Source organism: Streptomyces sp. NBC_00370 (genome assembly GCF_036084755.1).
Lineage (GTDB): Bacteria > Actinomycetota > Actinomycetes > Streptomycetales > Streptomycetaceae > Streptomyces.
This window is the reverse complement of the sequence record NZ_CP107968.1, coordinates 1,212,034-1,235,773: the sequence shown is the minus strand read 5'-3', so window position 1 is coordinate 1,235,773 and position 23,740 is coordinate 1,212,034. Positions and strand designations below refer to the sequence as shown.

The following is a 23,740-nucleotide window of genomic DNA, read 5'->3' as shown; positions in this document are numbered from 1 at the left end:
GACAGTCCTTGCAGGCTGGTTGGCGGATCGGTGAAGGGGGCCCGGAGACCGAAGGGGCCCGGGAGAGGCGCGGGGGCGGGGGTCAGCCGGCGTCGCGCGGCAGGCCGGGCTTTCGTACCCGGGGCCCGGGGTCGAGCGCCGCGTCGTACGGGGCGACCCAGAAGAACTCGCCCTCGGCGTCGTACGCGTAGAGGAGTCCGCTGCTGCCGAAGGCGAGCGGGTACCCGGTGTCCGGTCCGGCGAGCCGGACCTGCACGATCGCCGTCGACCCGTCGGGCGCGGCCACTTCGGCCTGTCCGAAGTCGGTGGTGACGGAGCCGGTGCGGACGGCGCAGACCTGCCCGACGAAGTCCCGCCTGGACGGCGGCGGTTCGGCGGCGTACCGGCGCAAGTGGCGTACGAGCAGCCGTACGACGGCCCAGCCGACGACCAGGGCGGCGGCCAGTACCGCGGCGGCGAGGCAGGCCTTCGTGCCGCTGGACAGCGCGCTGCGGCGCAGCAGGACCGAGCCGGTCAGACTGGTGAACCAGGCGACGACCAGGAAGAGCGAAGCGGAGACGGCGACCGGCACCCCGCCGAACCCGATCGCCTCGGCCTCCAGGTCGGCGTCGAAGGCGTGGTGGTCGGCGGCCCCGGCCAGCACGAGCAGCCAGAAGCAGACCACGACGACCAGGGCGGAGCTGAAGAGAACAGCGGGGAAGCCGAGCGTCGCTGAAAGGAATTCCGTCATCGGTCCGCCCCCGTCTCGGCGGAGCGCGAGCGTGAGATTCCGGCAGGTTCCCGGAGGCAGAGCCCGGGGTCCGGGCCGGCTGCGGACTGTGCCGCCGCGCGACCCGGATGGTCCCCCGTGCCCCGTATCCCCCTCGGTTTCCCCCGTGTCCCCCGCTTGCCCCCCGTTCGTCCCCCGTGCTTTGCCGCACTGATCGTGTCATCGGGGGGCGGTTCGGCGCATTGCCGGATTCCGGCAATCTTTATGCGCTCTTGATGCCGGGCACCGGCATCCGTCTCCGCGCGTTGACGAAGTGTCGAGATCCCTTGATTCCCGAGGAGTACGTGTGCCGGAGCCGGAGATCCCCCAGGCACTGCTGGGGGACTACGTCCCTATTCTGCGCGAGGTGGCAGCCGCCGGACGCCGCCTTACCCGCGACGAGTTGGAGACGTTCCGGGCGCTCGGCCGGGAGGCCGCCGACGCCGGGCACCAACTGCGTGCGCTGGTGCGGCTCTATCTGTCGGAGACCCGGGCCTGCTGGCCGCAGGCGGCGGTCGCCGACCCGGCGGCGACCGCCGATTCCGTGCTGGCCGCCGTCGAGCAGACGGTCGACGCCTTCGCCGAAGGCTTCGAGCGCGCCCAGCGGCTGACCGTACGCCGCGAGGAGGCGGCCCGGCGTGAGTTCATCGACGACCTGCTCTACGGACGCAGTGACCTGGGCCGGCTCGCCGAACGCGCCACCCGCTTCGGACTGCGCCTCTCGCGCGCCCACGCTGTCGCCGTGGCCGCCGGACCCGAGGCGTACTCGGAGACCGACGCGGTGCCCCGCAGCGTCGAGGCGGCGCTGCTGTCCCGCTTCAGCGGCCGGAAGATCCTGCTCACGACCAAGGACGGACGGCTGGTGTGTATCGCGCCCGCCAGCCAGCCCGATGTGCTGACCTACTTCGCCAAGCAGTCCCACGCGGCGACGGAGGGCGGCCAGGTCGCGATCGGCCGGGCGCACAAAGGCCCGGGGGGCGTCGTCCACTCGTACGACGAAGCGCTGGACGCCCTCGACCTGGCGCGCCGGATGGGAATCGACGATCCCGTGCTGCGCTCCGCCGATCTGATGGTGTATCCGGTCCTGACCCGGGACCGGCAGGCGATGGCCGATCTGGTCCGCAGCGAGCTGGGCCCGCTCCGCGAGGCCAGGGGCGGCGCCGAGCCGTTGCTGAACACCCTCGCCGTCTACTTCGACGCCGGCTGTGTGGCGGCCGAGACCGCGCGGCGGCTGGCGCTGAGCGTACGGGCGCTGACGTACCGGCTGGAGCGGGTGCACCAGCTGACCGGCTCCGACCCGGCCGACCCGATGCACCGCTACACGCTCCAGACGGCGGTGATCGGCGCCCGGCTGCTGGACTGGCCCGCCAAGGAGCTGTGACGCGCCGGGCGGGCCCCGCCGGGCGACGGCCTACCGCTGCGGTTCGCCGGAAGGTCCGGCGGGTGGTCCGGCGGGCTCGGGCGTGAGGTCGTCGTGCGTCGGCATCGACGGCTCCGGAGCTTCCGGAGCCTCGGGAGTGCCGGGAGTGCCGGGAGTGCCGGAAGCGTCGGCCGGCGGTACGGGAGCCCGGTTCCGTCTGCCGACGACCAGGGACTGGATCCGGGTGACGGCCGGCTGCGTCCAGCGGGCGGTGAGCGGACCGAGGACGACCAGGATCAGCACGTACGCGGTGGCGATGGGACCGATGCGCGGCTCGGTCGCGACGGCGAGCCCCGCGATCACGATCGAGAACTCGCCGCGCGCCACGAGCGTGCCGCCGGCCCGCCAGCGTCCCGGCGAGCCGATACCGGCGCGCCGCGCCGCGTACCAGCCGGTGAGGATCTTGGTGACCACCGAGACGACCGCCAGCAGCGCCGCGGGCAGCAGGACGGGCGGAATGGCCGCCGGGTCGGTGGAGAGTCCGAAGAACACGAAGAACACCGCGGCGAACAGGTCGCGCAGCGGGGTCAGCAGCTTGCGGGCGCCCTCGGCGACCTCCCCGGACAGCGCGATCCCGACGAGGAACGCCCCGACGGCCGCCGAGACCTGCAACTGCTGGGCCACACCGGCGACCAGGACCGTGAGCCCGAGGACCACGAGCAGCAGCATCTCCGGGTTGTCGGACGACACCGCCCTGCTGATCAGCCGCCCGTGCCGCAGCGCCACGTAGAGCACGAGCCCCACGGCGCCGAGCGCGATCACCAGCGCCACACTGCCGCCCGCGAGACCGACCCCGGCGAGCATGGCGGTGAGCAGTGGGAGGTACACGGCCATCGCCAGGTCCTCGATGACCAGGACCCCGAGCACGACGGGCGTTTCGCGGTTGCCGAGCCGGCCCAGGTCGGCCATCACCTTGGCGATCACTCCGGACGACGAGATCCAGGTGACCCCGGCGAGCGCGACGGCGCCCACCGGACCCCAGCCGAGCAGCAGCGCCGCGACGGCGCCCGGCGTGGCGTTCAGGACGAAGTCGACGGCGCCGGACGGGTATTGCGTCTTGAGGCTCGTGACGAGTTCGGAGGCGCTGTATTCGAGACCGAGCAGGAGCAGCAGCAGGATCACGCCGATCTCGGCGCCGACGGCGGTGAACTCCTCACTCGCGCCGAGGGGCAGCAGCCCGCCGTGCCCGAACGCGAGCCCGGCGAGCAGATAGAGCGGGATGGGCGAGAGCCCGATCCGCCCGGCGAACCGGCCGATGATGCCGAGTCCGAGGATGACGGAGCCCAGCTCCACCAGGAGTGCGGTCGTGTCGTGCACGGTCAGCCCCCCGCGATGATGTCGGAGAGGGCGTCGACGCCCTCGCGCGTACCCACGGCGACGAGCGTGTCCCCGATGGCCAGCCGGAAGTCGGGGCCCGGCGAGGGATGCGCGCTGTGCGTCCGCAGTACGGCGACGATGGAGGCGCCCGTCCTGGTCCTGGCCCGGGTGTCACCGAGCAGCCGGCCGCCGTAGGGGGAGCGGGTGCCGAGCGGTATGTGCTCGGTCACCAGGTCGATGCCGTCGGTGCGTACGGCGTCGATGGGCGCGGGGTCGATGAGGTGCGCGAGCGCGGTGGCCTCTTCGGGCGTCAGCGGTACGGAGAGCTGGCAGGCGTCGGGATCGTCGTGCTGGTAGAACCCGAGGAACCGTCGCCCGTCGTTGTGCACCACCACCGAGATGTGCCGACCGGACTCGGTGGTGAAGTCGTACTGCGCGCCGACTCCGGGCAGCGACGTGTGACGGGTTCCCATGGCTTTCCTCCCGAGCGGTGCGGCACGGCGGGGTCGCGCCATGCCGCACTTGGTGATCTCTTTATTCACCCATTACCTTATAGCGACCATGTGGCCGGGCTTTATGCCCGAAGTGATCATCCGGTTTCGTCGGGGAGCGCGGCGGGCGCCGGGGCGGCCGACGCGGCGGGGTGATCTCCGGGGTTCTGTCGTATCGTCGCGGACATGGTCGAGCGAACTCACCGCGTGGTCGTCGAAGGGGCCCGGATCATCAGTCCGCGGCTGAACCTCCGCCCGTGGCACCCTGACGACATCGAAGGAGCGCTGCGCGTCTACGGCTCGGACGACGTGTCGCGCTGGCTCGCACCCGCGATGGAACGGGTGCCCGACGCGGCAGCCATGCGGGCGCTCCTCGACCGGTGGGTCGCCGAGGCCGGCACCCTGGAGACACCGCAGGGGCGGTGGGCCGTCGAACTGCGCGAGAGCGGCGAACTGATCGGCGGCGTGGCGCTGCTGCCCCTGCCGCCGCACGGCGGGGATCTGGAGATCGGCTGGCAGTTGGCCCCGGAGATGTGGGGGCAGGGCTACGCGGCCGAGGCCGGCCACGCCGTCGCGCACCAGGCGTTCGAGTCGCCCGCCGGGATCGACGAGCTGTTCGCCGTGGTCCGCCCCCGCAACGAACGCGGCGCCGCCACGGCGCGCCGGGTCGGCATGGAGTGGGTGGGCGAGACCGACAAGTACTACGGACTCCAACTCCAGGTCTACCGGCTGCGCAAGGGCGACCTGGACACCACGGGCCTCACGGCGCCGCCCCCGGCGTAGCGCGCGGCGGAAACGGCGGGGGCGGCGGAGGCGTGTCCGGGCCCGGCGCTCACAGATCGAGGACGGTGTCCTCGCGGGGACGGGAGCAGCAGATCAGGGCGTCGCCCTCGGCCGGCGGCTCGATCGGCTCGGGGTCGTAGCCGACCTCACCCGACAGCAGGCCGGTCACGCAGGTGTGGCACACCCCGGTACGGCACGACCAGCGCACCGGCACGTCGCACGCCTCGGCCAGCTCCAGCAGCGTGCCGTACTCCGGTTTCCAGGGGACCGTGAGCCCGCTGCGGACGAAGGTCACCGCCGGGCCCGTCCCCGGGTCGCCCTGGGGCGCGTGCGGCGGGCGCGCGGCGGCCGGGGCGATGCCGGGGGTGAGGGCCGGGCCTGCCCCGAAGACCTCCGTGTGGATGCTGTCGGGGTCGAGGCCCGCTCCGGTCAGCGCGCCGGTCAGATCGTCCATGAAGGCGGTGGGACCGCACAGATAGGCGTCGGCTTCGGCGGGCAGCCCCAGCCGGGCCACCAGCGCGGACGTCAGCCGCCCGGCCTCGGTGTGGCCGTCCCCGTTCCGCAGGTCCTCGGGACGCGGGTGGCTGTAGCAGATGACGGTACGGCTGCCGGGCAGCCCTTCGAGCAGCTGCCGGGTCTCCCTGGCGAAGGCATGGTCGGCGCCGTCGCGTGCGCCGTGCAGCCACCAGACCCGCCGGTCCGGCGCCGTGTCGGCGAGCGAGCGCAACATCGCGAGCAGCGGAGTCGCGCCCACGCCCGCCGAGGCCAGGACCACCGGCCCGGGTCCTGGCGCCAGGGTGAAGTCGCCGCGCGGCGCGGCCGAGAGGAGCCGGTCGCCGACCCGCACCCGGGTGTGCAGCCGGGTGCTGGCGGCGCCGTGCGGCTCCTGCTTGACGCTGATGCGATACCGGTCGGCGCCGGGGCGGCCGGAGAGGGAGTAGCTGCGCACCAGCGCCGGTCCCTCCGGGCCCGCGTCCAGGCGTACGGTCAGATACTGGCCGGGCGCGGCCGCGGGCAGCGGCGCGCCGTCGTCGGCGGCCAGCCACAGGGAGAGCACACTGCGGCTCTCCTCCTCGATCCCGGTCACCGTCAGCGGCCGGAAGCCCGGCCACGCGGGACCGCCACCGGGGCCGGTGGTGCCGTCCGTCCCGGCCGTCTCGCCCTTCCCGGCCGGCTCCGCCAGCATCGTCTCGAACGAGCCGCGCCAGCCGGGGCTGAGCGCCCCGATCCTCAGCGCCCGCCGTACCCGCTCGCGCGGGTGGCCGGGCAGATACAGCAGCCCGTCGACCTCGGCGACGGTCATCCCGCCAGGACCCTCCGCGACCTTGACGATCTCCTGTCCCGCCTCCACCTCGCCCTCGGTGAGGACCCGGAGGTAGAAGCCCGGCCGCCGGTGCGACACCAGCAGGGACGGCATACGGGGCTCCCGCATCCGCATCCCCACCCGGTAGCAGGTCACCCGGGGCTGGGTCACCTCGAAGAGCGCGTCCCCGATCCGGTACCGGTCGCCGACACACACCTCGTCGTCGGGCAGCCCCTCCACGGTGAAGTTCTCCCCGAACTGCCCGTGGGTGAAGTCGTCGCGCCCCAACTCCCGCTCCCAGTGGCGGTAGGAGTCGAGCTGGTAGACCATGACGGCCCGGATCTCACCTCCGTGCCCGGCCAGATCGCCCTGCCCGTCCCCATCGACGTTCAGCCTGCGCACCATCCGGGGCCCGGTGACCGGGGTCTTCCAGATGCCCGTGTGTACCGTCCTGCCCTGCCATGTCACGTCCTGGGGGAGGCCGACGTTGACGGATACCAGCCTGGCCACGCTGCCCACCTCACCCCTCGACGGCCCCTTCTCCGAGCCTAGGACGTCTCCCGCGGTGACGCGCGTCCGTCCGGCCGGGCAGGACCGGGCGGATACTGGAGGGATGGAGCTGTACATACCCGGCATGGCCGCGGTGCGGGAGCGGATCGGCAGCAGTCTGTTCGAGCGGGTCGCGGGACCGGAAGGCCCGGCGAACCGCAGCCGGTTCCACGACGCTCCGGGGGAGCGGTGGTTCGGTCCCGACCGGCCCGTACGTGCCGTCCACGGCGACGCCTCCATGTTCGTCGGCGGGCTCAGGGCGCTGCTGCTGCAGTCGCTGCACCCGCTGGCGATGGCCGCGGTCGCGGGCCACTCCGGCTACCGGGGCGACCCCTGGGGGCGGCTCCAGCGCACCAGCACCTTCCTCGCCGTGACGACGTTCGGCACGGCGGACGACGCGCAGCGCGCCGTCGACCGGGTACGGGACGTGCACGAGCGGGTACGCGGACGCACACCGGACGGTGAGCCGTACCACGCGGCCGATCCGCATCTGCTGACCTGGGTGCACATCGCCGAGGTCGACAGCTTCCTGCGCGCCCACAAACGGTTCGGCTCGCAGCGGTTGACCTCCGACGAGTACGACGGGTACGTCGCCGACACCGCACGCGTCGCGACCGCGCTCGGCGCCGTCGACCCGCCGCGCGACCAGGCCGAGCTGGCCCGGCGGCTGGCCGACTACCGGCCCGAGTTGCGCGCCACACCGCAGGCGCGGGACGCCGCGCGCTTCCTGCTGCTGAGCCCGCCGCTGCCGTGGCCGGTGCGCCCGCCGTACGCCGTGCTCGCCGCCAACGCGGTCTCCCTGCTGCCCATGTGGGCGCGCCGGCCGCTGAGGCTGCCGTATCTGCCGGGCGTCGAGGAGACGGGCGTACGCGTCGCGGGCCACGGCCTGGTCAGGACGATCCGCTGGGCGATGGCCCGGCCCCCGTCCGACCGCCCCGATTCCGACCCCCCGACTCCCGACCGACCCGGCGAAGGCCCCGCCCACTCCTGAAACGCGCGTCAGCCGCGCCGTACCCGGGGCGCGGGCACCAGCCGGACCGCCGTGTTCAGCACATGGTCGATCACATCGCGCGAGGGGGTGTCGGTGAGGTTGGCCAGCAGCCGGGCCAGCGTGTTGACCAGGAACGGCGAGCCCATGACGTAGCGGTTGAGGATCGGCTGGAAGCCGGACCTGCTGAAGACCAGATCGGCCGCCGCGTTGCCCAGCCGGTAGTAGCGGCCCAGGCGGCGGTTCATCTCCTCCGGGTAGCTGTGCAGCACCCGCTCGCGCGCCGCCCCGTCCGGCCGGGACAGCGCGAGCGCCGCCTTCTCCGCCGCCACCTCACCGGCCTCCATGGCCTGGCCTATGCCCTCACCGTTCCACGGGCTGATCATGCCGCCCGAATCCCCGACCAGCAGCAGCCCGTTGGTGTACAGGGGGTGCCGGTTGAAGCCGAGCGGCAGCGCGGCGCTGCGCACCGGACCCTCGGCGTTCTCCTCGCGCAGCCCCCACTCCTCCGGGGTACGGGCGAGCCATTCGTCCAGTACCTTCCGCAGGTCGGCGCTGCCGTGGGTGCGGTGCGGCACAGCGCCGAGCCCCACGTTGACGCGGCCGTCGCCCATCGGGAAGATCCAGCCGTACCCGGGCAGGAAGTGCTCACCGCCGGGGAAGCGAAGATCGGCCCAGAGCTCCAGATACTCCTCCTGGGAGCGCTCGGGGCTGCGGTAGTAGCGCCGCGCGGCCGTCGCGATCAGTTTGCCCTTGTCCCGGTCGAGCCCCATGGCGAGAGCGATCCTGGCTGACGCCCCGTCGGCGGCGACGACGATCGGCGCGCGGTGGACCACCGGTTCCCCCGACCCCGACACGGCGGTGACGCCGGTGACGCGTCCCGCCCGGTCGGTGACCGGCGCCGTCACCTTCACGCCGTTACGCAGCCGCGCCCCGGCGGCGACCGCGTGGCGCGCCAGGATGTCGTCGAAGTCGTGCCTGCTGCGGGACAGTCCGAAGCTGGGATAGCGCCCGAGGTCCGGCCAGTCGATGTGCACCTGGCGCTCACCCGCCACCCAGCGCATCCCGCGCGAGCGCATCCACCCCGGCGCCTCGATGTCGATGCCCATCCTGACGAGCTGGTGCACCGCGCGCGGTGTCAGTCCGTCACCGCACACCTTCTCCCGGGGGAAGTCGGCCTTCTCCAGCAGCAGGACGTCCACGCCCGCCTCGGCGAGGTGGAAGGCGGCGGACGAGCCCGCAGGGCCCGCGCCCACCACTATCACCTGGGCGTCTTCGCCCGACTTCGTCTCCCGCATCGGGAATCCCCTTCCGGTCCGGCCTGCGCCGCGTTCGGTACGGCCCGCACCGCGCTCGGTCCGGCGGCCCGCTCCATCATCACCCGACCCGGGTTCTTGACGGACGATCACGACGGGACGAGACTGCCGCTGAATGTGACAACGATGTCACGAAAGCGTTTCGCGGCACGCGGCAGGCGCGCCGGACGAGGCGGCAGGCGGGCAGAGGAAGGTCTCCACGGTGCATCGACCAAGCGGCAGATGGAGCAGACTCGGAATCGCGGCGGTGGTGCTGGCGGCCTGCGCGACGGCCGCCCCCACGGCGGCGGTCGCCGACTCCCCGGCGCGGGCGGAACACGTCAAACTGGTGTCGGACCCGACGGATTACGTCGACCCGATGATCGGTACCCGGAAGGGCGTCGACTGGGAGAACACCTTCCCCGGGGTGACGGCGCCGTTCGGGATGATGCAGTTCAGCCCCGACACCACGTCGGGGCCCACCGGTTACTCGTACGACGACGACCAGATCAAGGGCTTCAGCCTCGACCACTTCTCCGGCGGCTGCTCCTCGTTCGGCGACATCCCGATCCTGCCGGTCACCGGAGCGGTCGGGGACAACCCCGCTGCCAGGACCGAGCACTTCTCGCACGACGACGAGCACGCGGCGGCCGGTTCGTACGCCGTCGAGCTGGCCGATTCGAAGGTGCGGGCGCAGTTGGGCGCCACCGAGCGGACCGGTATCGCCTCCTTCCGCTACCCGGCGGGCAGTCAGGCGCAGGTGCTGGTCAAGTCGGGCACCAGCCTCGGCGGCGACCTGGCGGCCGACGTGCGGGTGGTCAACGACCACGAGCTGTCGGGCACCACCACCCCGCACGGGCTGTGCAACAACAGCAAGTACACGATGTACTTCGACATCACCTTCGACCGCCCGTTCACCGCGCACGGCACCTGGCAGGACGGCAAGGTCACGCCGGGTTCCTCCGGCGCCACAGGGCCGGGCTCCGGCGCTTACCTGACCTTCGACACGTCCGGCGACGCGTCCGTGACCGCCAAGGTCGGTATGTCGTACGTGAGTACGGCGGGCGCGGCGAAGAACCTGGCGTCCGAGATACCCGGCTGGGACGTCGGACGGGTGCAGGCCAAGACCCGCGCCGCCTGGCGTGACGCGCTGCTGAAGGTCGACGTGGGCGGTGCCAAGCCCGACGAACTGACCACCTTCTACACCTCGTTGTACCGCTCGCTGCAGTCGCCGAGCGTCTTCAACGACGTGGACGGCCGCTACATCGGCTTCGACAACGTGATCCACCGGGTGCCGAAGGGGCACACCCAGTACGCGCACTTCTCCGACTGGGACATCTACCGCTCGCACGCGCCGCTGCAGACGATGCTCTACCCGCAGCGGACCGGCGACATGGCCAACTCGCTGCTGCGCGACGCCCAGCAGCAGGGCGGCTGGTGGCCGAAGTGGCCCTCGCAGAACATGACGGGCAACGTGATGAACGGCGACAACGGCGTACCGCTGTTCGCCCAGTACGTGGCGTTCGGCGCCCGCGGTGTCAACGTCCGTGACGCGCTGCCCATCATGAAGAAGGGCGCGACGCGCTCGGAGAGTGTCGGCTGGGGCTGGGTCGAGCGGCCCGGCGTCGAGGACTACGTACGCCTCGGCTACGCGCCCAACAACGCCGACTCGCAAGGGGACCACGGTCTCCAGGGCGCCTCGGAGACCCTGGAATGGGCCACCGACGACTTCGCCATCTCCCAGCTCGCCGCCTCCGTCGGCGATCACAGGACGCAGGCCGAGTACGCGAAGCGCGGCAACAACTGGCAGAACATCTACGACCCGGCAACCGGCTATCTGCGCCCGCGCGACGACAACGGCGCGTTCCCGGCGGGACCCGGCTTCCAGACACCGCCGGCCGGTGCCTTCGGCCAGGACGGCTACGACGAGGGCAACGCCGCCCAGTACAACTGGTCCGTCCAGCAGGACATGGCGGGCCTGGTGGCCGCGATGGGCGGCAAGGACAAGGTGATCCCGCGCCTGGACGAGTTCTTCGGCAAGCTCAACGCCGGCGGCAACGAGCCGTACGACTGGGCGGGCAACGAGATCGACACCACGGCGCCCTGGGCGTACGACTACGTCGGCCAGCCGTGGAAGACCCAGGAGGTCACCCGGCGCTTCGAGACCGAGCTGTTCACGACGGAGCCCGACGGTCTGCCGGGCAACGACGACAACGGCGCGCTGTCGTCCGAGTACGTGTGGGCGGCGCTCGGCATGATGCCGGCGACCCCCGGCACCCCGACCCTCGCGCTCAACAGCCCCCTGTTCAAGCGGGCCGTGATCAGCCTGGGCACCGGCAAGAAGATCACCATCGACGCCCCGGCCGCGGCCGACGACGCGCCCTACATCACCGACATGCGGCTGAACGGCAGGCAGTTCGAGTCGACCGCCCTGCCCGCCTCGTTCGCGACGCGCGGTGGCGACCTCGACTTCAGCCTCTCCACCCGGCCCGACACCCACTGGGCCACCGGCGCGAAGGCCGCGCCGCCGTCGTACCGGACCGGTGAGGTCCCGGCCGTCGGCTACCTCACCCCGACCGGCACCCAGGTGACCCCCGGCGGTACGAGCCTGCCGGCCACCGTCGGCGCCGCCACGCTCGCCGGGCACGCGGGCAAGGTCCGCTGGACGGCGGCCTCCGATGTCGCGGGCGTCACCGTCAGCCCGTCGTCCGGCACGCTGGACCTCGGCCGCGCGCCGACCGCCCACGTACCGGTCACGATCAAGGTCGCCGAGGACACCCCGTCCGGCTACCACCCGGTCAAGGTGACCTTCCGTACGGCAGCGGGCACGACCCTGCCCGGCGGCGCCGTCGTGGTGACCGTACCGGCCGCCGACGGCGCCGCGACCGCCTGCGACACCCTGGGCGCCACCGACACCGAATGCGGGCTCCGGCTGCGCGACAACGGCGACGGGCACACCACGCCGGTCACCGTGGGCGGCCGGGAGGGCCGCTCCACCACGGACGGCTCACCGTTCCAGTACTTCGACGTCGACAACACCATCGTCCCCGGCGGTCACTACACGGCGACCGTGACGATCGAGTACTACGACCACGGCGCCGGCAGCTGGGGCATGCAGTACGACTCCACGACCGACGCCTACCAGCAGGCGACCCCGGTCGCCAAGACCGGCACCGACACCTGGAAGACCGCGACGTTCACCCTGGACGACGCGGCGTTCCACAACGGCGAGAACGCCGGCACCGACTTCCGCCTCGCCAACAACGGCGACACGGGAACCATCGGCAGCGTCCATGTCTCCGTCTCCGGAGACAACGTCCTCGCCCTCCACCTCTGCCCCGCCGACAACTGACCGACCGCGTTCACCGGCCACGGGTGCCGGGTGTCCACGCGGACATCCGGCACCTGGCACCCCGCACCCGTGGCTTTGACCCGCCCCCGACTACGTGACACCGATCGCCGACGGCATATCTTGATATCAAGCAATGTCGCAGACGCAGACGTGGAGCGGAGTACCGGTGACTGACTCGACCATCATCTATACGCGAACCGACGAGGCCCCGGCCCTGGCGACGTATTCGTTCTTGCCTGTGGTCGAGGCGTACGCCTCGACGGCCGGGGTCACCGTGGAGAGCCGCGACATCTCGCTGTCCGGGCGGATCATCGCCGGCTTCCCCGAGTACCTGGAAGAGGGCCAGCGGGTCGAGGACGCGCTCGCCGAGCTGGGCGAGCTGGCCAAGACGCCCGGCGCGAACATCATCAAGCTGCCGAACATCTCGGCCTCGATCCCGCAGCTCAAGGCCGCCGTCGCGGAGCTGCAGCAGCTGGGCTACGCGCTGCCCGACTACCCGGACGACCCGAAGACCGACGAGGACAAGGACGTACGGGCGCGCTACGACAAGGTCAAGGGCAGCGCCGTCAACCCGGTGCTGCGCGAGGGCAACTCCGACCGCCGCGCCCCCGCGTCCGTCAAGAACTACGCCAAGGCGCACCCGCACCGCATGGGCGCCTGGACACCCGAGTCGAAGACCAACGTCGCGCACATGAGCGGCGACGACTTCCGCTCCACCGAGAAGTCCACGGTCATCGCCGAGGACGGCACCCTGCGCATCGAGCTGGCCGGCGACGACGGCAGCACCACCACGCTGCGCGAGTCGGTGCCCGTACTCGCGGGCGAGGTCGTGGACGCGACGGTGATGCGGGTCGCCGCGCTGCGTGAGTTCCTCACCGCGCAGGTCGCCCGCGCCAAGGCCGAGAACGTGCTGTTCTCGGTGCACCTGAAGGCCACCATGATGAAGGTCTCCGACCCGATCATCTTCGGCCACGCGGTACGCGCCTTCTTCCCGAAGACGTTCGCCGAGCACGGCCAGGCGCTCGCCGCCGCGGGCCTCAGCCCGAACGACGGCCTCGGCGGCATCCTCAAGGGCCTGGCGGCCCTGCCGGACGGTGCCAAGATCAAGGAGTCCTTCGACGCCGAGCTGGCCGAAGGCCCGGCCCTCGCGATGGTCGACTCGGACCGCGGCATCACCAACCTGCACGTGCCGAGCGACGTCATCGTCGACGCCTCCATGCCGGCCATGATCCGCACCTCGGGCCACATGTGGGGCCCGGACGGCAACGAGGCCGACACCCTCGCCGTCATCCCCGACAGCAGCTACGCGGGCATCTACCAGGTCACCATCGACGACTGCCGCGCCCACGGCGCCTTCGACCCCGCCACGATGGGCTCGGTCGCCAACGTCGGTCTGATGGCGCAGGCCGCCGAGGAGTACGGCAGCCACGACAAGACCTTCGAGATCCCCACCACCGGCACGGTGCGGGTCACCGACGCCACCGGCAAGGTCGTCCTCGAACACGTGGTGAGCGCCGGGGACGTGTGGCGCATGTGCCAGACCAAGGACGTGCCGATCCAGGACTGGGTCAAGCTCGCCGTCACCCGCGCCCGCGCCACCGGCAACCCGGCGGTGTTCTGGCTGGACGAGGGGCGCGCGCACGACGCGAACCTCATCGCCAAGGTCGAGAAGTACCTGCCGGAGCACGACACGGACGGGCTGCTCATCGAGATCCGCAAGCCCGAGGACGCCATCGCGTACTCGCTGGAGCGCATCCGCAGGGGCGAGGACACCATCTCCGTCACCGGCAACGTGCTGCGTGACTACCTGACCGACCTGTTCCCGATCCTGGAGCTCGGCACGAGCGCCAAGATGCTCTCGGTCGTCCCGCTCATCAACGGCGGCGGACTGTTCGAGACCGGCGCCGGCGGCTCGGCCCCCAAGCACGTCCAGCAGCTCGTCAAGGAGAACTACCTCCGCTGGGACAGCCTGGGCGAGTTCCTGGCCCTCGCCGTCAGCTTCGAGCACCTCGCGACGAGCACGGGCAACGCACGCGCCCAGATCCTCGCCGACACGCTCGACCGCGCGACCGGCACGTTCCTGGACGAGAACAAGTCGCCCAGCCGCAAGGTCGGCGGCATCGACAACCGTGGCAGCCACTTCTACCTGGCCCTCTACTGGGCGCGTGAGCTGGCGGCGCAGACCGAGGACGCCGAGCTCGCCGGGGCGTTCGCCGCACTGGCCAAGACGCTGGGCGACCAGGAGCAGACGATCGTGGACGAGCTGATCGCCGTCCAGGGCAAGCCCGCCGACATCGGCAGCTACTACCGTCCGGACGACGCCAAGGCGTCCGCCGTGATGCGCCCCTCGGCGACGTTCAACCAGGCCATCGCCACCCTCGGCTGACCTGGCAGAGCGCGCGTGAGAGCCCCGGTCCCGCACCCCGGCGGGACCGGGGCTCTCAGCCTGCCTCGGTCCCGACGACCCACCGGTAGGCGGCTGCCGCGCTGAACTCGGCCTGACCGCCGGGGAAGATCAGCCCGGCCGTGCGGAACGCGGGATCGGCCGCCGCGCCCGGCACGTACGGGACCGCGACGCAGCGCATCCCCGCGGCGTGCGCCGCCTCCACACCCGGCGCCGCGTCCTCCAGCACCACACACGCGCCGGGCGCGGCGCCCAGCCGGCGCGCCGCCTCCAGGAAGACGTCGGGCGCCGGCTTGCCGTGCGCGACCTCCTCCGCCGACACCGTCGTCGCGAAGTACCGGTCGAGACCGGTACGGCCGAGCGCCGCCTCGATGGCGGCGCCGGAGGAACCCGACGCCACCGCCAGCGGCGCACCCGCCGCGTGCAGCAGCTCCACGAACGCCTGCATCTCGGGGAACACCTCGGTCGACTTCCGCACCAGCTCCAGATACAGCTCGTTCTTGTCGGCCAGCAGCTCGTCGACCGGTACGTCGATGCCGTACTCGGCGCGCAGCGCCTCCAGCGTCTCGCGGGTACTGATCCCGATGTACCGGCTGTGCTGCTCCCAGCTGAAGTCAGGCACCCCGTGCCGGGCCAGCAGCCGACGGCCCGCCTCGTAGTAGTTCGGCTCGCTGTCGACGAGTGTCCCGTCAAGATCGAAGATGACCGCCGGAGGCTGTGACGTGCCCGAAGTGCTCATGCCCTCAGCATGTCAAGCCCCGGTACCGGCCCGCTCGTCGGCGCCGTCCGCCCTGCTACCGTCGCCCGGGCATCGTCGCGTCGAAGAGGGGACACACCGTGAGCGTCAGCAGTGCCGGGCGGGCCTTCGTCGGATCGTTCACCTCGGCGGGAGGCTGCGGCGTCATCGCCGTGGACGTGGCGGGCGGGAGCGGTGCGCTCACCGAACGCGGCGCGAGCGACGCGGTGGCCGATCCGTCCTTCCTCACGCTCACCCCGGACGGGTCCGTGCTCTACGCCGTCTCCGAGACGCAGGACGGCGGCGCGGCGGCGTTCGAGGTGCTCGCAGGGACCGGCGGGCTCCGGCCGCTGGGACAGCGGGTGCGGGTCGAAGGGGCGGGCCCCACCCACCTCACGCTGGTCGGCGGTCATCTGCTGACGGCCAACTACGGCTCAGGCAGCGTCAGTGTGCTGCCCGTCGCCGCCGACGGCGGACTGCTGGCCCCGTCCGCCGTGTTCCGGCACGAAGGCGCGGGACCCCACCCCGAGCGGCAGCGCGAACCCCACGCCCACCAGGTGCTCGCCGATCCGGGCGGACGCTGGGTGGTGAGCGTCGACCTCGGCACCGACTCGGTGCGGGTCTGCGCCCTCGACCCCGGGACGGGGGAGCTGACCGCGCACAGCGAGACGCCGCTGCGCCCCGGGTCAGGACCGCGCCATCTCGCCTTCCATCCGGCGGGCGGCCACGCGTATCTGCTGAACGAACTCGAACCGACCCTCACCGTCTGCCGCTGGGACGCGGTCGCGGGGCGGCTCGAACCGCTCGGCGAAGCGCCGCTGCTGCCCGCGGGCGAGCAGTCGGAGAGCTTCGCCTCGGGGGTGGCCGTCTCGCGGGACGGACGGTTCGTCTGGGCCGCCAACCGGGGCCACGACAGCATCGCCGTACTCGCGCTCGACGAGAGCTACGAGAAGGCCGAGCTGGTCACCACGGTCGGCTGCGGCGGCCGCTGGCCGCGCGATCTCACGCTGGACCCGACCGGCCGCCGCCTGTACGTCGCGAATGAGCACTCCGGCGACGTGACCTGGTTCGACATCGACCCGGTGACCGGCATCCCGGCCCGCGCCGGCTCCTTCGAGGCCCCCGCCGCCTCCTGCGTGATCTTCGGCTGAGGCCGAGCGGCGGACCGCGGGACACCCGCGGTCCGCGCCGCCGCTCAGAGCGCCGGGGAGCCCTGCGGCTGCTGGGCGATGCCCAGTACCGTCGCGTACTTCGACAGCACGAGCTTGCCGATCGCCGGATAAGCGCCCAGCGGTTCGGCTGCCGCGCAGTCGGCCTCCTTGAGCGCGGCGTCGAGCAGCCCCTCGGACAGCTCGGGGCCGATCAGGTACGGCGCGAGCGCGAGCTGGTTCGAACCGGCGCCGCGCAGCTGCTCGGCGATGGAGCTGACGGAGCCCGGCACGTCGAGCGCCGCTGCCATCACCGGTACGGCGAGCCTGGCCGCCAGCAGCATCCCCGTGATCCCCGCGGTGTCGACCGCCTCCTCGCCCCCCACCGTGGCGAGGATGATGCCGTCGGCCGCCGTGGTGACCGTGAACAGCCGTGCGCGGTCGGCGCGGGCGAGACCCACCTCCGAGAGCCTGACGTGCAGCGCCTCGGCGAGCAGCGGGTGCGGACCGAGGACGTCGGTCAGCTCGGCGCCCGCCCCGCTGTCGGCGACGGCCTGCTCTATCCGGCTGATCAGGTCACCTTCGGGACCCGCGAGCAGCGGCACCACGACAGCGGCCGGACCCTCGGGCTCCGCGACCTCACGGCCGGCCGCCTTCGCCAGCTCGTAGCGTTCGACACGCTGCGTGGCCGTACGCGCCACGACGACGTGCAGCGCGGGGAACTCGGCGTCGTCGGCGCTGTCGCCCTCCAGATAGCCGATCCTGGCCTCAAGGCCGGGCAGCTCGGAGCGGGCGATGGAGACGACCTCTTCGGCGAGACCACGGACGGCGGCCGAGGGTGTGCCGGGAACCGCGAGGACCAGGGTGGGCGCGCCTTCGGGCGCGGCCACGGGCTCCGGGCGGCGGTGGCGCCCCGACTGGCGGGGTCGCGGCATTCGTACAGGCAGGCCGGGTGCGGGCCCAGTGGGGGTGCTCATGACCCAGAATGCTACTGGTTTTGTGGGTGCGACTGTTCGGGGAGGGGGCAGACGCGCGCTACCCATCCGTATTTGTCCGTTAGGTGTTTTTCCGCTCATCCCTCCCGTTCTGTCAGGGGTGTTCGGTCAGGACCCTCAGCAGTCGGGGATGGGACGGCAGCGTGAGGGTGCCGGCGGCGAGGGCGGCGGCGATGACCAGCGCGCCGCTGAGCGGGTCCCCGGCGGCCGGAACGGTGGTGGCATGCGGCAGTTGCCCGGCCAGCTCGGCTCGCAGCGGACCGAGCAGCGGCTCACCGAGCTTGAACAGACCACCGGTGAAAGCGACTTCGCAGTCCCCGTCCGGCGGGCACACGGCCGCGGCGGCCTCGGCGATCTGCCGCGCCGCGGCCGCGAGGATCCCGGCGGCCACCGGGTCGTCCGCCGCGCGTGCCGCCACCTCCGGCGCGAACGAGGCGAGGAGCGCGGGCCGGTCGGTCCTCGGGTAGAGCAGCCCCGGCAGGTCGCCGGCGGGCCCGAACACCGCTTCCAGGGCGGACAGCAGAAAAGCCGAACCGCCGCGCCGCCCGTCGTGGGCGCGCATGGCGGCCTCCAGCCCGGCGCGGCCGATCCAGGCGCCGCCGCCGCAGTCGCCGAGCAGATGCCCCCAGCCGTCGGCGCGCCGCCAGTCCGTCAGATCCGTACCGAGCGCGATCATGCCGGTACCGCCGGCGACGACGGCGCCGGGCCGCTGCCCGAGCGCCCCCGCGTACGCCGTGACGGCGTCGGCGGCGAGCGCCAGCCTGCGTACCCCCAGGGCCCGTTCGAGGGCGGCGGGCAGTTCCGCGCGCAACTCGTCACCGAGCGTCGCCATCCCGGCAGCGCCGATCGCGACGGCCGACAGACCGGTGTCGGCGCCCACCCGCGCCAGCAGTGTGTCGACGGCGGGCAGCAACTGGCCCAGCAGATGACGGGCTTCGATGCCCGAAGGGCCGGTACGCACCGGCTCCGCTGTCGCCGTCACCGCAGCAGCTTCCGGCACGGCGCCGGTACCGGAGTCCGGCGCCGAAGCGGCGGTTTCGGCGAGCGCGAACCGCAGCCCCGAGCCGCCCGAGTCCACGCCAAGTACCCAGCTCACGACGGCGACCGGCTCCAGGGAGAGAGGGGGAGTGACGACGGCACCTTATCCGAGCCCCGGACCGCTGGGTCGCCCGTTCACGGCTTCCCGGGCGGAGTCGGCAGCACCCGCGTTGCACCAGTAGAGTGAATCGCCGTGGCAGCACTACCGTTGAACGAGCTTGTCGAGCCCGGATGGGCGGACGCGTTGCGTCCCGTGGCCGGACGCGTCGCCGAAATGGGTGACTTCCTGCGCGCGGAGGTCGCGGCAGGGCGTACGTATCTGCCGGCCGGCGCGAACGTACTGCGCGCCTTCCAGCAGCCTTTCGACGAGGTGCGCGTCCTGATGATGGGTCAGGACCCCTACCCGACACCGGGCATGGCCGTCGGGCTCAGCTTCTCCGTGGCGCCAGAGGTGCGTTCCCTGCCCGGCAGCCTGGAGAACATCTTCCGTGAGCTGCACGGCGACCTCGGTGTCGACCGGCCGTCCAACGGCGATCTGACGCCCTGGACCAGGCAAGGCGTCCTGCTGCTCAACAGGGCGCTGACCACGGCTCCCCGCAAGCCCGGCGCACACCGGGGCAAGGGCTGGGAGGACGTGACCGAGCAGGCCATCCGCGCGCTGGTGGCGCGCGGCAAACCGCTGGTCTCGGTGTTGTGGGGACGCGACGCGCGCAACCTGCGGCCCTTCCTCGGCGACTACCCGGCGATCGAGTCGGCCCACCCTTCCCCCATGTCGGCCGACCGCGGCTTCTTCGGCTCCCGGCCCTTCAGCCGCACCAACGACCTCCTGATCAAGCAGGGCGCCCAGCCGGTGGACTGGCGCCTGCCGTAACCCGCCCAGGTGGCGGATCCCGGGCGCGGGGCAACGGAACGGCGCCCCCATGGACTCCCCTTGGAAAAGGAGGTTGTCCATGGGGAAACCTGAGCCGACGGCTGACGTCGAATTCCAGAGCTTCGTCGTCAGCCGCTGGACGCGGTTCATGCGGACGGCGTTCCTCCTGACCGGGGAGCGGTACGCCGCCGAGGACCTGGTGCAGTCGTCCCTGGAGCGGATCTACCTGGTCTGGCACAAGGTCGCCGCTGCCGACGATCCGGACGCGTACGTGCGGCGGGTGATGATCAATCTGCATGCCCGCAAGCACCGCAGAAAGCTCAAGGAGATCCTGGCGCCCGGTGACGACACCGGTCTGCCGCACGAACTGCCCGAGCGCGACGACCGGATGGCGCAGGCCGACGACCGCTCCGATCTGCTGACGGCGCTGAGCCAACTGCCGCCGCGCCAGCGGGAGGCGGTGGTGCTGCGCTACTGGGAAGACCTGAGCGAGGCCCGGACCGCCAGTGCCATGGGCTGCTCCGTCGGCACGGTCAAGAGCAACGCGGCCAAGGGGATCGCGAAGCTGCGCGCCGTGCCCGGACTGCTGGACATGATGACGAAGGGCGGACGGACATGATCGGGGAAGAGCATGAGCCGGCACCCAGGGGTATCGCCCTCCTGCTGGCGGACGCGGCGGCCGGGGTGGAGATCGGCCCGCCGCCCGTCCAGACCATCGTGCGGGGCGGCAGGCGCCGCAGGGCCAGGCGCAGGGCGCTCGCCGCGGCGACGGCGCTGGTGATCGCCGGTTCGGTCGGCGCCTCGCTGGCCACCGGAGCTCTGACGGACGGGAACAGGAAGAGCCAGGTCGCGGAGCAGCCGCAGGAGGGGGTGCGTCAGCCGGCGCCGCTGCCGCTGCGCGCCACGCTCGCGACCGGGCGCACGGACGGCAAGCAGTGGCAGATCACCGTTGATGTCTGGGCCCCGCCGAAGACCGCAGCGCAGGCGGCACAGCTGGCGGACGCCATGAACGGCGGCGAATACCTCGACGTGGACCGCGGTGGCGCGGGGGACCGGGGGCTGATCGGCACGGGGTGGTACTTCGTGCGCGTCGACATCGGCGGCCGGAACTCGTTCGCGCTCGACGGTCCGATCCCGGACGGCAAGGGGCTGCGCCAGAGCCTGGAGGCCCGCCCCGCCCGGCTCGGACCGCGGGGATCCGACTGGGTGGTGGTCGGCAAGGCGTCGCCGGACACCCGGCGCGTCGTGTGCACCTGGGACGACGGCACGAGCACGGAGCTGCCGCGGTCGGCCCTGCGGCCGGTCGGCGGTGACGGGGTGCTGTGGTTCGCGGCCGAGGTGCCGCGAGGGCGCGCCTTCGCGTCGGCGGATGCGCGGTACTGACCGGCCCCGGAGCCCCGGAGCCGGTCCAGAAGTCCGCAGGTCAGAACGCCCGCAGATACTGCGAAGGGGTGGGTACGGAAGCGCCCAGGTCGGCGGCGGCGCGACGGGCGAAGTTCGGGTCGCGCAGCAGCTCCCTGGCCAGCAGGACGGCGTCGGCCTCGCCGTTGGCGACGATCTTCTCCGCCTGGTCGGACTCGGTGATCAGGCCGACCGCCGCCACCGGCATCCGGGTCTCGGCCTTGATCCGCGCGGCGAACGGCACCTGGTAGCCGGGCTTGAGCGGGATACGGACCCCCGCGGCGTTGCCGCCGCTGGACACGTCGAACAGGTCGACGCCGTGGTCGACCAGCAGGTCGGCCAGCCGCACCGAGTCGTCGGCCGTCCAGCCGCCCTCGTCGAGCCAGTCGGTCGCCGAGACCCGGAAGAAGACCGGCAGGTCGGCGGGGAAGGCGGCGCGTACGGCGTCGACGACCTCGACGGAGAACCGGATCCGGTTCTCGAAGGAACCCCCGTAGGCGTCCGTGCGGTGGTTGCTGTGCGGGGAGAGGAACTGGTGGATGAGGTACCCGTGCGCGCCGTGGATCTCGGCGACCTGGAAACCGGCCGCCGCGGCCCGTGTGGCGGCGGCGCCGAACTGCCCGACGATCTCCCTGATCTGATCCACCGTCAGCTCGGTGGGCACCAGATGTCCCTCGGCGAACGGTACGGCGCTGGGCGCGACCGGCTGCCAGCCGTCGTTCTCCGGGCCGACCGGACCGCCGCCGTTCCAGGGCTTGTCGGTCGACGCCTTGCGCCCCGCGTGGGCGAGCTGGATGCCGCGCGGTGTGCCCTGCGAGGCGAGGAAGCGGTTGATCCTGCTGAACGCCTCGACCTGGGTGTCGTTCCAGATCCCGAGGTCGAACGGGCTGATCCGGCCCTCCGGGCTGACAGCCGTCGCCTCGGTGATGATCAGACCCGTACCACCGACGGCGCGAGCGGCGAGATGCGCGAAGTGCCAGTCCTGCGGCACACCGGCGGCCGGGCCCGTGGCCTCGGCGGAGTACTGACACATGGGCGCCATCCACACCCGGTTGGGCAGGGTCAGGGACCGCAGGGTGTAGGGGGCGAACAGTGCGCTCACGGGAGGCTCCTATCGGAACAGGTGGATACGTCCCACACCGTACCTACGGTGGTCAGGCGGCTGTCAAACTACGATGATTCTCGTACTGGGGCGGCGGGCGGCGCGTCACGGCGGTCGGAGCGGATTGCCTGATTAAGTTGAGAATGTGTCGGAACATAACGTGATTTCCGCCGATGGCCCCCACGAGCCCGCGACCCGTGACCGCCCGGTGTGGGAGGTGCAGGGGTACGGCACCGTCACCGGCGCCGGACAGGAGCCGGACGGCGGCGCGGTGCGCCGCGAGATCCTGCCGCCCTGGGTCGACGTCCGGCTGACCTTTCCCGACGGGGCCCGGGTCGACGTACTGGCGGTGGTACGGGACGGCCGCATGGCCATCGAGGACGCGCAGGCCGATCCGCCGCTGACGCTGGAGGACTTCGCCGCGCTGGCCGGGGTGATCGACTCGCCCCTCCAGGACGCGTGGCAGGTGGTGGCCGACCGGCACCGTCCGGCGGAGTGGCTGCCCGCGACGGAGATCCCGGCGGCCGACGTTCCCGCCGTCGAGATCCCGGCCATGGACATCCCGGCCGTCGAGCCGCCCACTGTCGAGCCGCCCACTGTCGAGCCGCTCGCCGTGCGGCCCGTACCGCAGGCGCCCCTGCCCGAGGACCCGGCCCTGCACGCACCGGCCGCGGTCGACGCGGCCCTGGAGGAACCGGCCGTGGACGAACCGGCCGATCCGCCCGGCCGGCACCGCGCCCGCAGCACCCCGCCCCGTGGGCCCGCCGGCCGGATGGGCGCCGCCGAGGTCTACCGCGCCGCCCAGCGCGACGGGGTGGATCCCGTGCTCGCCGTCATGGCGGCCACCGGTCTCAGCCGCCGCAAGTCGCTCCGGCTGATCGCCGGCGCCCGCGACGAGGGGCATCTGTCGCCGCGTCACAACCGCCGGTGAGCGGCGGCCGTCAGAACGACCGCATCCGGTCCATCTCGACGGTCTGCTGGGCGACGATGTCGGTCGCCATCTCCTCGATCTGTACGTTGTTGCCCTCGGAAAGCGCCTCGGTGGCCATCGTGATCGCCCCCTGGTGATGCGTGATCATCAGCTGCACGAAGAGTGCGTCGAACGCCTTCCCCTTGGCCGCGCGCAGTTCGGCAAGCTGCTCGGGGGTGGCCATTCCGGGCATCGCGCCATGGTCGTGACCTTCCTGACTCTTTGCCACACCATTGCTTTCCAGCCACCCGCGCATTGCCTCGATCTCCGGCTGCTGGGTCGCCGTGATGCGTGCCGCGAGCCGTTTCACCGGGGTGGAACCCGCGCGCCCGGTCGCCAGCCTGGTCATCTCCAGCGCCTGTCCGTGATGGACGATCATCATCCGGGCATAGCTCACATCGGCCGAATTGGGGGTGTTGTCCGGGGCCGCCCGTACCGCCTCCTCGGGCGTCAGGGTCTTGGCCGGCTCGCCGGGACGGCCCGGCGCCACCACGCCGGATCCGCTGCCACCTGCGGCGTTGTGTGTCTTCGCGGTGCCGCCGTCCGCCGAGTCGCAGGCGCCCAGGGCGAGCAGCGCGACGACGGCCGAGACCGTGACGAGCGAGCCGCGTAGGCGCGGACTTCTGCGACGGATCAACACATCGGCCTCCTCGGGGAGATGGAGCGGCCGGCCATCGGCACGGGGCGACCGGCCACCGTAGTAAGACGCTTCCGCGTTTCGATGATCGGAAACTTTCATTACGTCTCTATTGCCGTCTGTTGAGATGTACATGATGAGGTCCATACTGCCGTGATCCGCGACCCGTTCCCCCCGAACGGATACAAGGAG

The 23,740-nt window shown here is 72.2% G+C and carries 20 protein-coding genes; 10 read left to right on the top strand and 10 right to left on the bottom strand.

Annotated features, from left to right (window positions below):
- Window positions 1-82: 82 nt before the first annotated feature.
- Complete coding sequence (locus tag OHS57_RS05360; protein ID WP_041998034.1) at window positions 83-730, bottom strand: hypothetical protein; 648 nt, start codon at window positions 728-730, stop codon at window positions 83-85.
- A gap of 325 nt (window positions 731-1,055) precedes the next feature.
- On the opposite strand from OHS57_RS05360, the gene OHS57_RS05355 reads away from it, so the two are divergent.
- Window positions 1,056-2,129: a PucR family transcriptional regulator gene (locus tag OHS57_RS05355; protein ID WP_328581190.1), complete on the top strand. Its 1,074-nt coding sequence runs from the start codon at window positions 1,056-1,058 to the stop codon at window positions 2,127-2,129.
- A gap of 30 nt (window positions 2,130-2,159) precedes the next feature.
- Here OHS57_RS05355 and OHS57_RS05350 read toward each other — a convergent pair whose 3' ends face one another.
- Together OHS57_RS05350 and OHS57_RS05345 are read right to left on the bottom strand one after the other, a co-directional pair.
- Window positions 2,160-3,485 (bottom strand): cation:proton antiporter, encoded by a 1,326-nt coding sequence (locus tag OHS57_RS05350; RefSeq protein ID WP_328581189.1) that lies wholly within the window; start codon window positions 3,483-3,485, stop codon window positions 2,160-2,162.
- Between the two features lie 2 nt (window positions 3,486-3,487).
- Complete coding sequence (locus tag OHS57_RS05345; RefSeq protein ID WP_041998041.1) at window positions 3,488-3,958, bottom strand: cation:proton antiporter regulatory subunit; 471 nt, start codon at window positions 3,956-3,958, stop codon at window positions 3,488-3,490.
- 204 nt (window positions 3,959-4,162) lie between these two features.
- Between OHS57_RS05345 and OHS57_RS05340 the strand changes: the two genes are divergently transcribed.
- On the top strand, window positions 4,163-4,759 hold the full coding sequence (locus OHS57_RS05340; RefSeq protein ID WP_041998042.1) for a GNAT family N-acetyltransferase: 597 nt from the start codon (window positions 4,163-4,165) through the stop codon (window positions 4,757-4,759).
- Window positions 4,760-4,808: 49 nt separating this feature from the next.
- On the opposite strand, the gene OHS57_RS05335 is transcribed toward OHS57_RS05340, so the two are convergent.
- Entirely contained in the window at window positions 4,809-6,572 is a 1,764-nt protein-coding gene (locus OHS57_RS05335) for an MOSC and FAD-binding oxidoreductase domain-containing protein (protein ID WP_328581188.1), read from the bottom strand.
- 103 nt (window positions 6,573-6,675) lie between these two features.
- Between OHS57_RS05335 and OHS57_RS05330 the strand changes: the two genes are divergently transcribed.
- On the top strand, window positions 6,676-7,602 hold the full coding sequence (locus OHS57_RS05330) for an oxygenase MpaB family protein (RefSeq protein ID WP_328581187.1): 927 nt from the start codon (window positions 6,676-6,678) through the stop codon (window positions 7,600-7,602).
- An 8-nt stretch (window positions 7,603-7,610) separates the two neighbouring features.
- Here OHS57_RS05330 and OHS57_RS05325 read toward each other — a convergent pair whose 3' ends face one another.
- Window positions 7,611-8,897, bottom strand: coding sequence for a geranylgeranyl reductase family protein (locus OHS57_RS05325; RefSeq protein WP_041998044.1), 1,287 nt, complete (start codon window positions 8,895-8,897; stop codon window positions 7,611-7,613).
- A 220-nt stretch (window positions 8,898-9,117) separates the two neighbouring features.
- On the opposite strand from OHS57_RS05325, the gene OHS57_RS05320 reads away from it, so the two are divergent.
- Together OHS57_RS05320 and OHS57_RS05315 are read left to right on the top strand one after the other, a co-directional pair.
- Window positions 9,118-12,246, top strand: a complete 3,129-nt coding sequence (locus tag OHS57_RS05320; protein ID WP_328581186.1) for a GH92 family glycosyl hydrolase — start codon at window positions 9,118-9,120, stop codon at window positions 12,244-12,246.
- Window positions 12,247-12,412: 166 nt separating this feature from the next.
- A complete protein-coding gene (locus tag OHS57_RS05315) occupies window positions 12,413-14,632 on the top strand; it encodes an NADP-dependent isocitrate dehydrogenase (protein ID WP_042000277.1) in 2,220 nt (739 codons plus the stop codon).
- A gap of 55 nt (window positions 14,633-14,687) precedes the next feature.
- Here the strand turns inward: OHS57_RS05315 and OHS57_RS05310 are convergent, their stop codons facing one another.
- Window positions 14,688-15,389 (bottom strand): HAD family hydrolase, encoded by a 702-nt coding sequence (locus OHS57_RS05310; protein ID WP_328581185.1) that lies wholly within the window; start codon window positions 15,387-15,389, stop codon window positions 14,688-14,690.
- 98 nt (window positions 15,390-15,487) lie between these two features.
- Here OHS57_RS05310 and OHS57_RS05305 point away from each other — a divergent pair, with 98 nt between their 5' ends.
- Window positions 15,488-16,537, top strand: coding sequence for a lactonase family protein (locus tag OHS57_RS05305; protein ID WP_328581184.1), 1,050 nt, complete (start codon window positions 15,488-15,490; stop codon window positions 16,535-16,537).
- Window positions 16,538-16,581: 44 nt separating this feature from the next.
- On the opposite strand, the gene OHS57_RS05300 is transcribed toward OHS57_RS05305, so the two are convergent.
- Window positions 16,582-17,511 (bottom strand): sirohydrochlorin chelatase, encoded by a 930-nt coding sequence (locus tag OHS57_RS05300; RefSeq protein ID WP_328581183.1) that lies wholly within the window; start codon window positions 17,509-17,511, stop codon window positions 16,582-16,584.
- A 112-nt stretch (window positions 17,512-17,623) separates the two neighbouring features.
- Entirely contained in the window at window positions 17,624-18,625 is a 1,002-nt protein-coding gene (locus tag OHS57_RS05295) for an N-acetylglucosamine kinase (protein ID WP_328581182.1), read from the bottom strand.
- 135 nt (window positions 18,626-18,760) lie between these two features.
- Here OHS57_RS05295 and OHS57_RS05290 point away from each other — a divergent pair, with 135 nt between their 5' ends.
- The 3 genes from OHS57_RS05290 (at window position 18,761) to OHS57_RS05280 (ending at window position 20,821) form a co-directional block, all read left to right on the top strand.
- Complete coding sequence (locus tag OHS57_RS05290) at window positions 18,761-19,438, top strand: uracil-DNA glycosylase (protein WP_041998053.1); 678 nt, start codon at window positions 18,761-18,763, stop codon at window positions 19,436-19,438.
- 79 nt (window positions 19,439-19,517) lie between these two features.
- Complete coding sequence (locus OHS57_RS05285; RefSeq protein ID WP_328581181.1) at window positions 19,518-20,057, top strand: SigE family RNA polymerase sigma factor; 540 nt, start codon at window positions 19,518-19,520, stop codon at window positions 20,055-20,057.
- On the top strand, window positions 20,054-20,821 hold the full coding sequence (locus OHS57_RS05280; RefSeq protein ID WP_328581180.1) for a hypothetical protein: 768 nt from the start codon (window positions 20,054-20,056) through the stop codon (window positions 20,819-20,821). Before OHS57_RS05285 ends, OHS57_RS05280 begins: the two co-directional genes overlap by 4 nt.
- Window positions 20,822-20,861: 40 nt before the next feature.
- On the opposite strand, the gene OHS57_RS05275 is transcribed toward OHS57_RS05280, so the two are convergent.
- Window positions 20,862-21,941: an NADH:flavin oxidoreductase/NADH oxidase gene (locus OHS57_RS05275; protein ID WP_328581179.1), complete on the bottom strand. Its 1,080-nt coding sequence runs from the start codon at window positions 21,939-21,941 to the stop codon at window positions 20,862-20,864.
- Window positions 21,942-22,101: 160 nt separating this feature from the next.
- On the opposite strand from OHS57_RS05275, the gene OHS57_RS05270 reads away from it, so the two are divergent.
- The gene (locus tag OHS57_RS05270) at window positions 22,102-22,872 is read left to right on the top strand and encodes a DUF6214 family protein (RefSeq protein WP_328581178.1); all 771 of its coding nucleotides are present in this window, start codon (window positions 22,102-22,104) and stop codon (window positions 22,870-22,872) included.
- Between the two features lie 10 nt (window positions 22,873-22,882).
- Here the strand turns inward: OHS57_RS05270 and OHS57_RS05265 are convergent, their stop codons facing one another.
- Window positions 22,883-23,551, bottom strand: coding sequence for a DUF305 domain-containing protein (locus OHS57_RS05265; protein ID WP_328585005.1), 669 nt, complete (start codon window positions 23,549-23,551; stop codon window positions 22,883-22,885).
- Between the last annotated feature and the right edge of the window lie 189 nt (window positions 23,552-23,740).

Bases quoted from the DNA above. Each gene is read 5' to 3' on its own strand.
- OHS57_RS05360 (WP_041998034.1), bottom strand. From the start codon at position 730: ATGACGGAATTCCTTTCAGCGACGCTCGGCTTCCCCGCTGTTCTCTTC.
- OHS57_RS05345 (WP_041998041.1), bottom strand. From the start codon at position 3,958: ATGGGAACCCGTCACACGTCGCTGCCCGGAGTCGGCGCGCAGTACGAC.
- OHS57_RS05340 (WP_041998042.1), top strand. From the start codon at position 4,163: ATGGTCGAGCGAACTCACCGCGTGGTCGTCGAAGGGGCCCGGATCATC.
- OHS57_RS05330 (WP_328581187.1), top strand. From the start codon at position 6,676: ATGGAGCTGTACATACCCGGCATGGCCGCGGTGCGGGAGCGGATCGGC.
- OHS57_RS05325 (WP_041998044.1), bottom strand. From the start codon at position 8,897: ATGCGGGAGACGAAGTCGGGCGAAGACGCCCAGGTGATAGTGGTGGGC.
- OHS57_RS05310 (WP_328581185.1), bottom strand. From the start codon at position 15,389: ATGAGCACTTCGGGCACGTCACAGCCTCCGGCGGTCATCTTCGATCTT.
- OHS57_RS05300 (WP_328581183.1), bottom strand. From the start codon at position 17,511: ATGAGCACCCCCACTGGGCCCGCACCCGGCCTGCCTGTACGAATGCCG.
- OHS57_RS05285 (WP_328581181.1), top strand. From the start codon at position 19,518: ATGGGGAAACCTGAGCCGACGGCTGACGTCGAATTCCAGAGCTTCGTC.
- OHS57_RS05280 (WP_328581180.1), top strand. From the start codon at position 20,054: ATGATCGGGGAAGAGCATGAGCCGGCACCCAGGGGTATCGCCCTCCTG.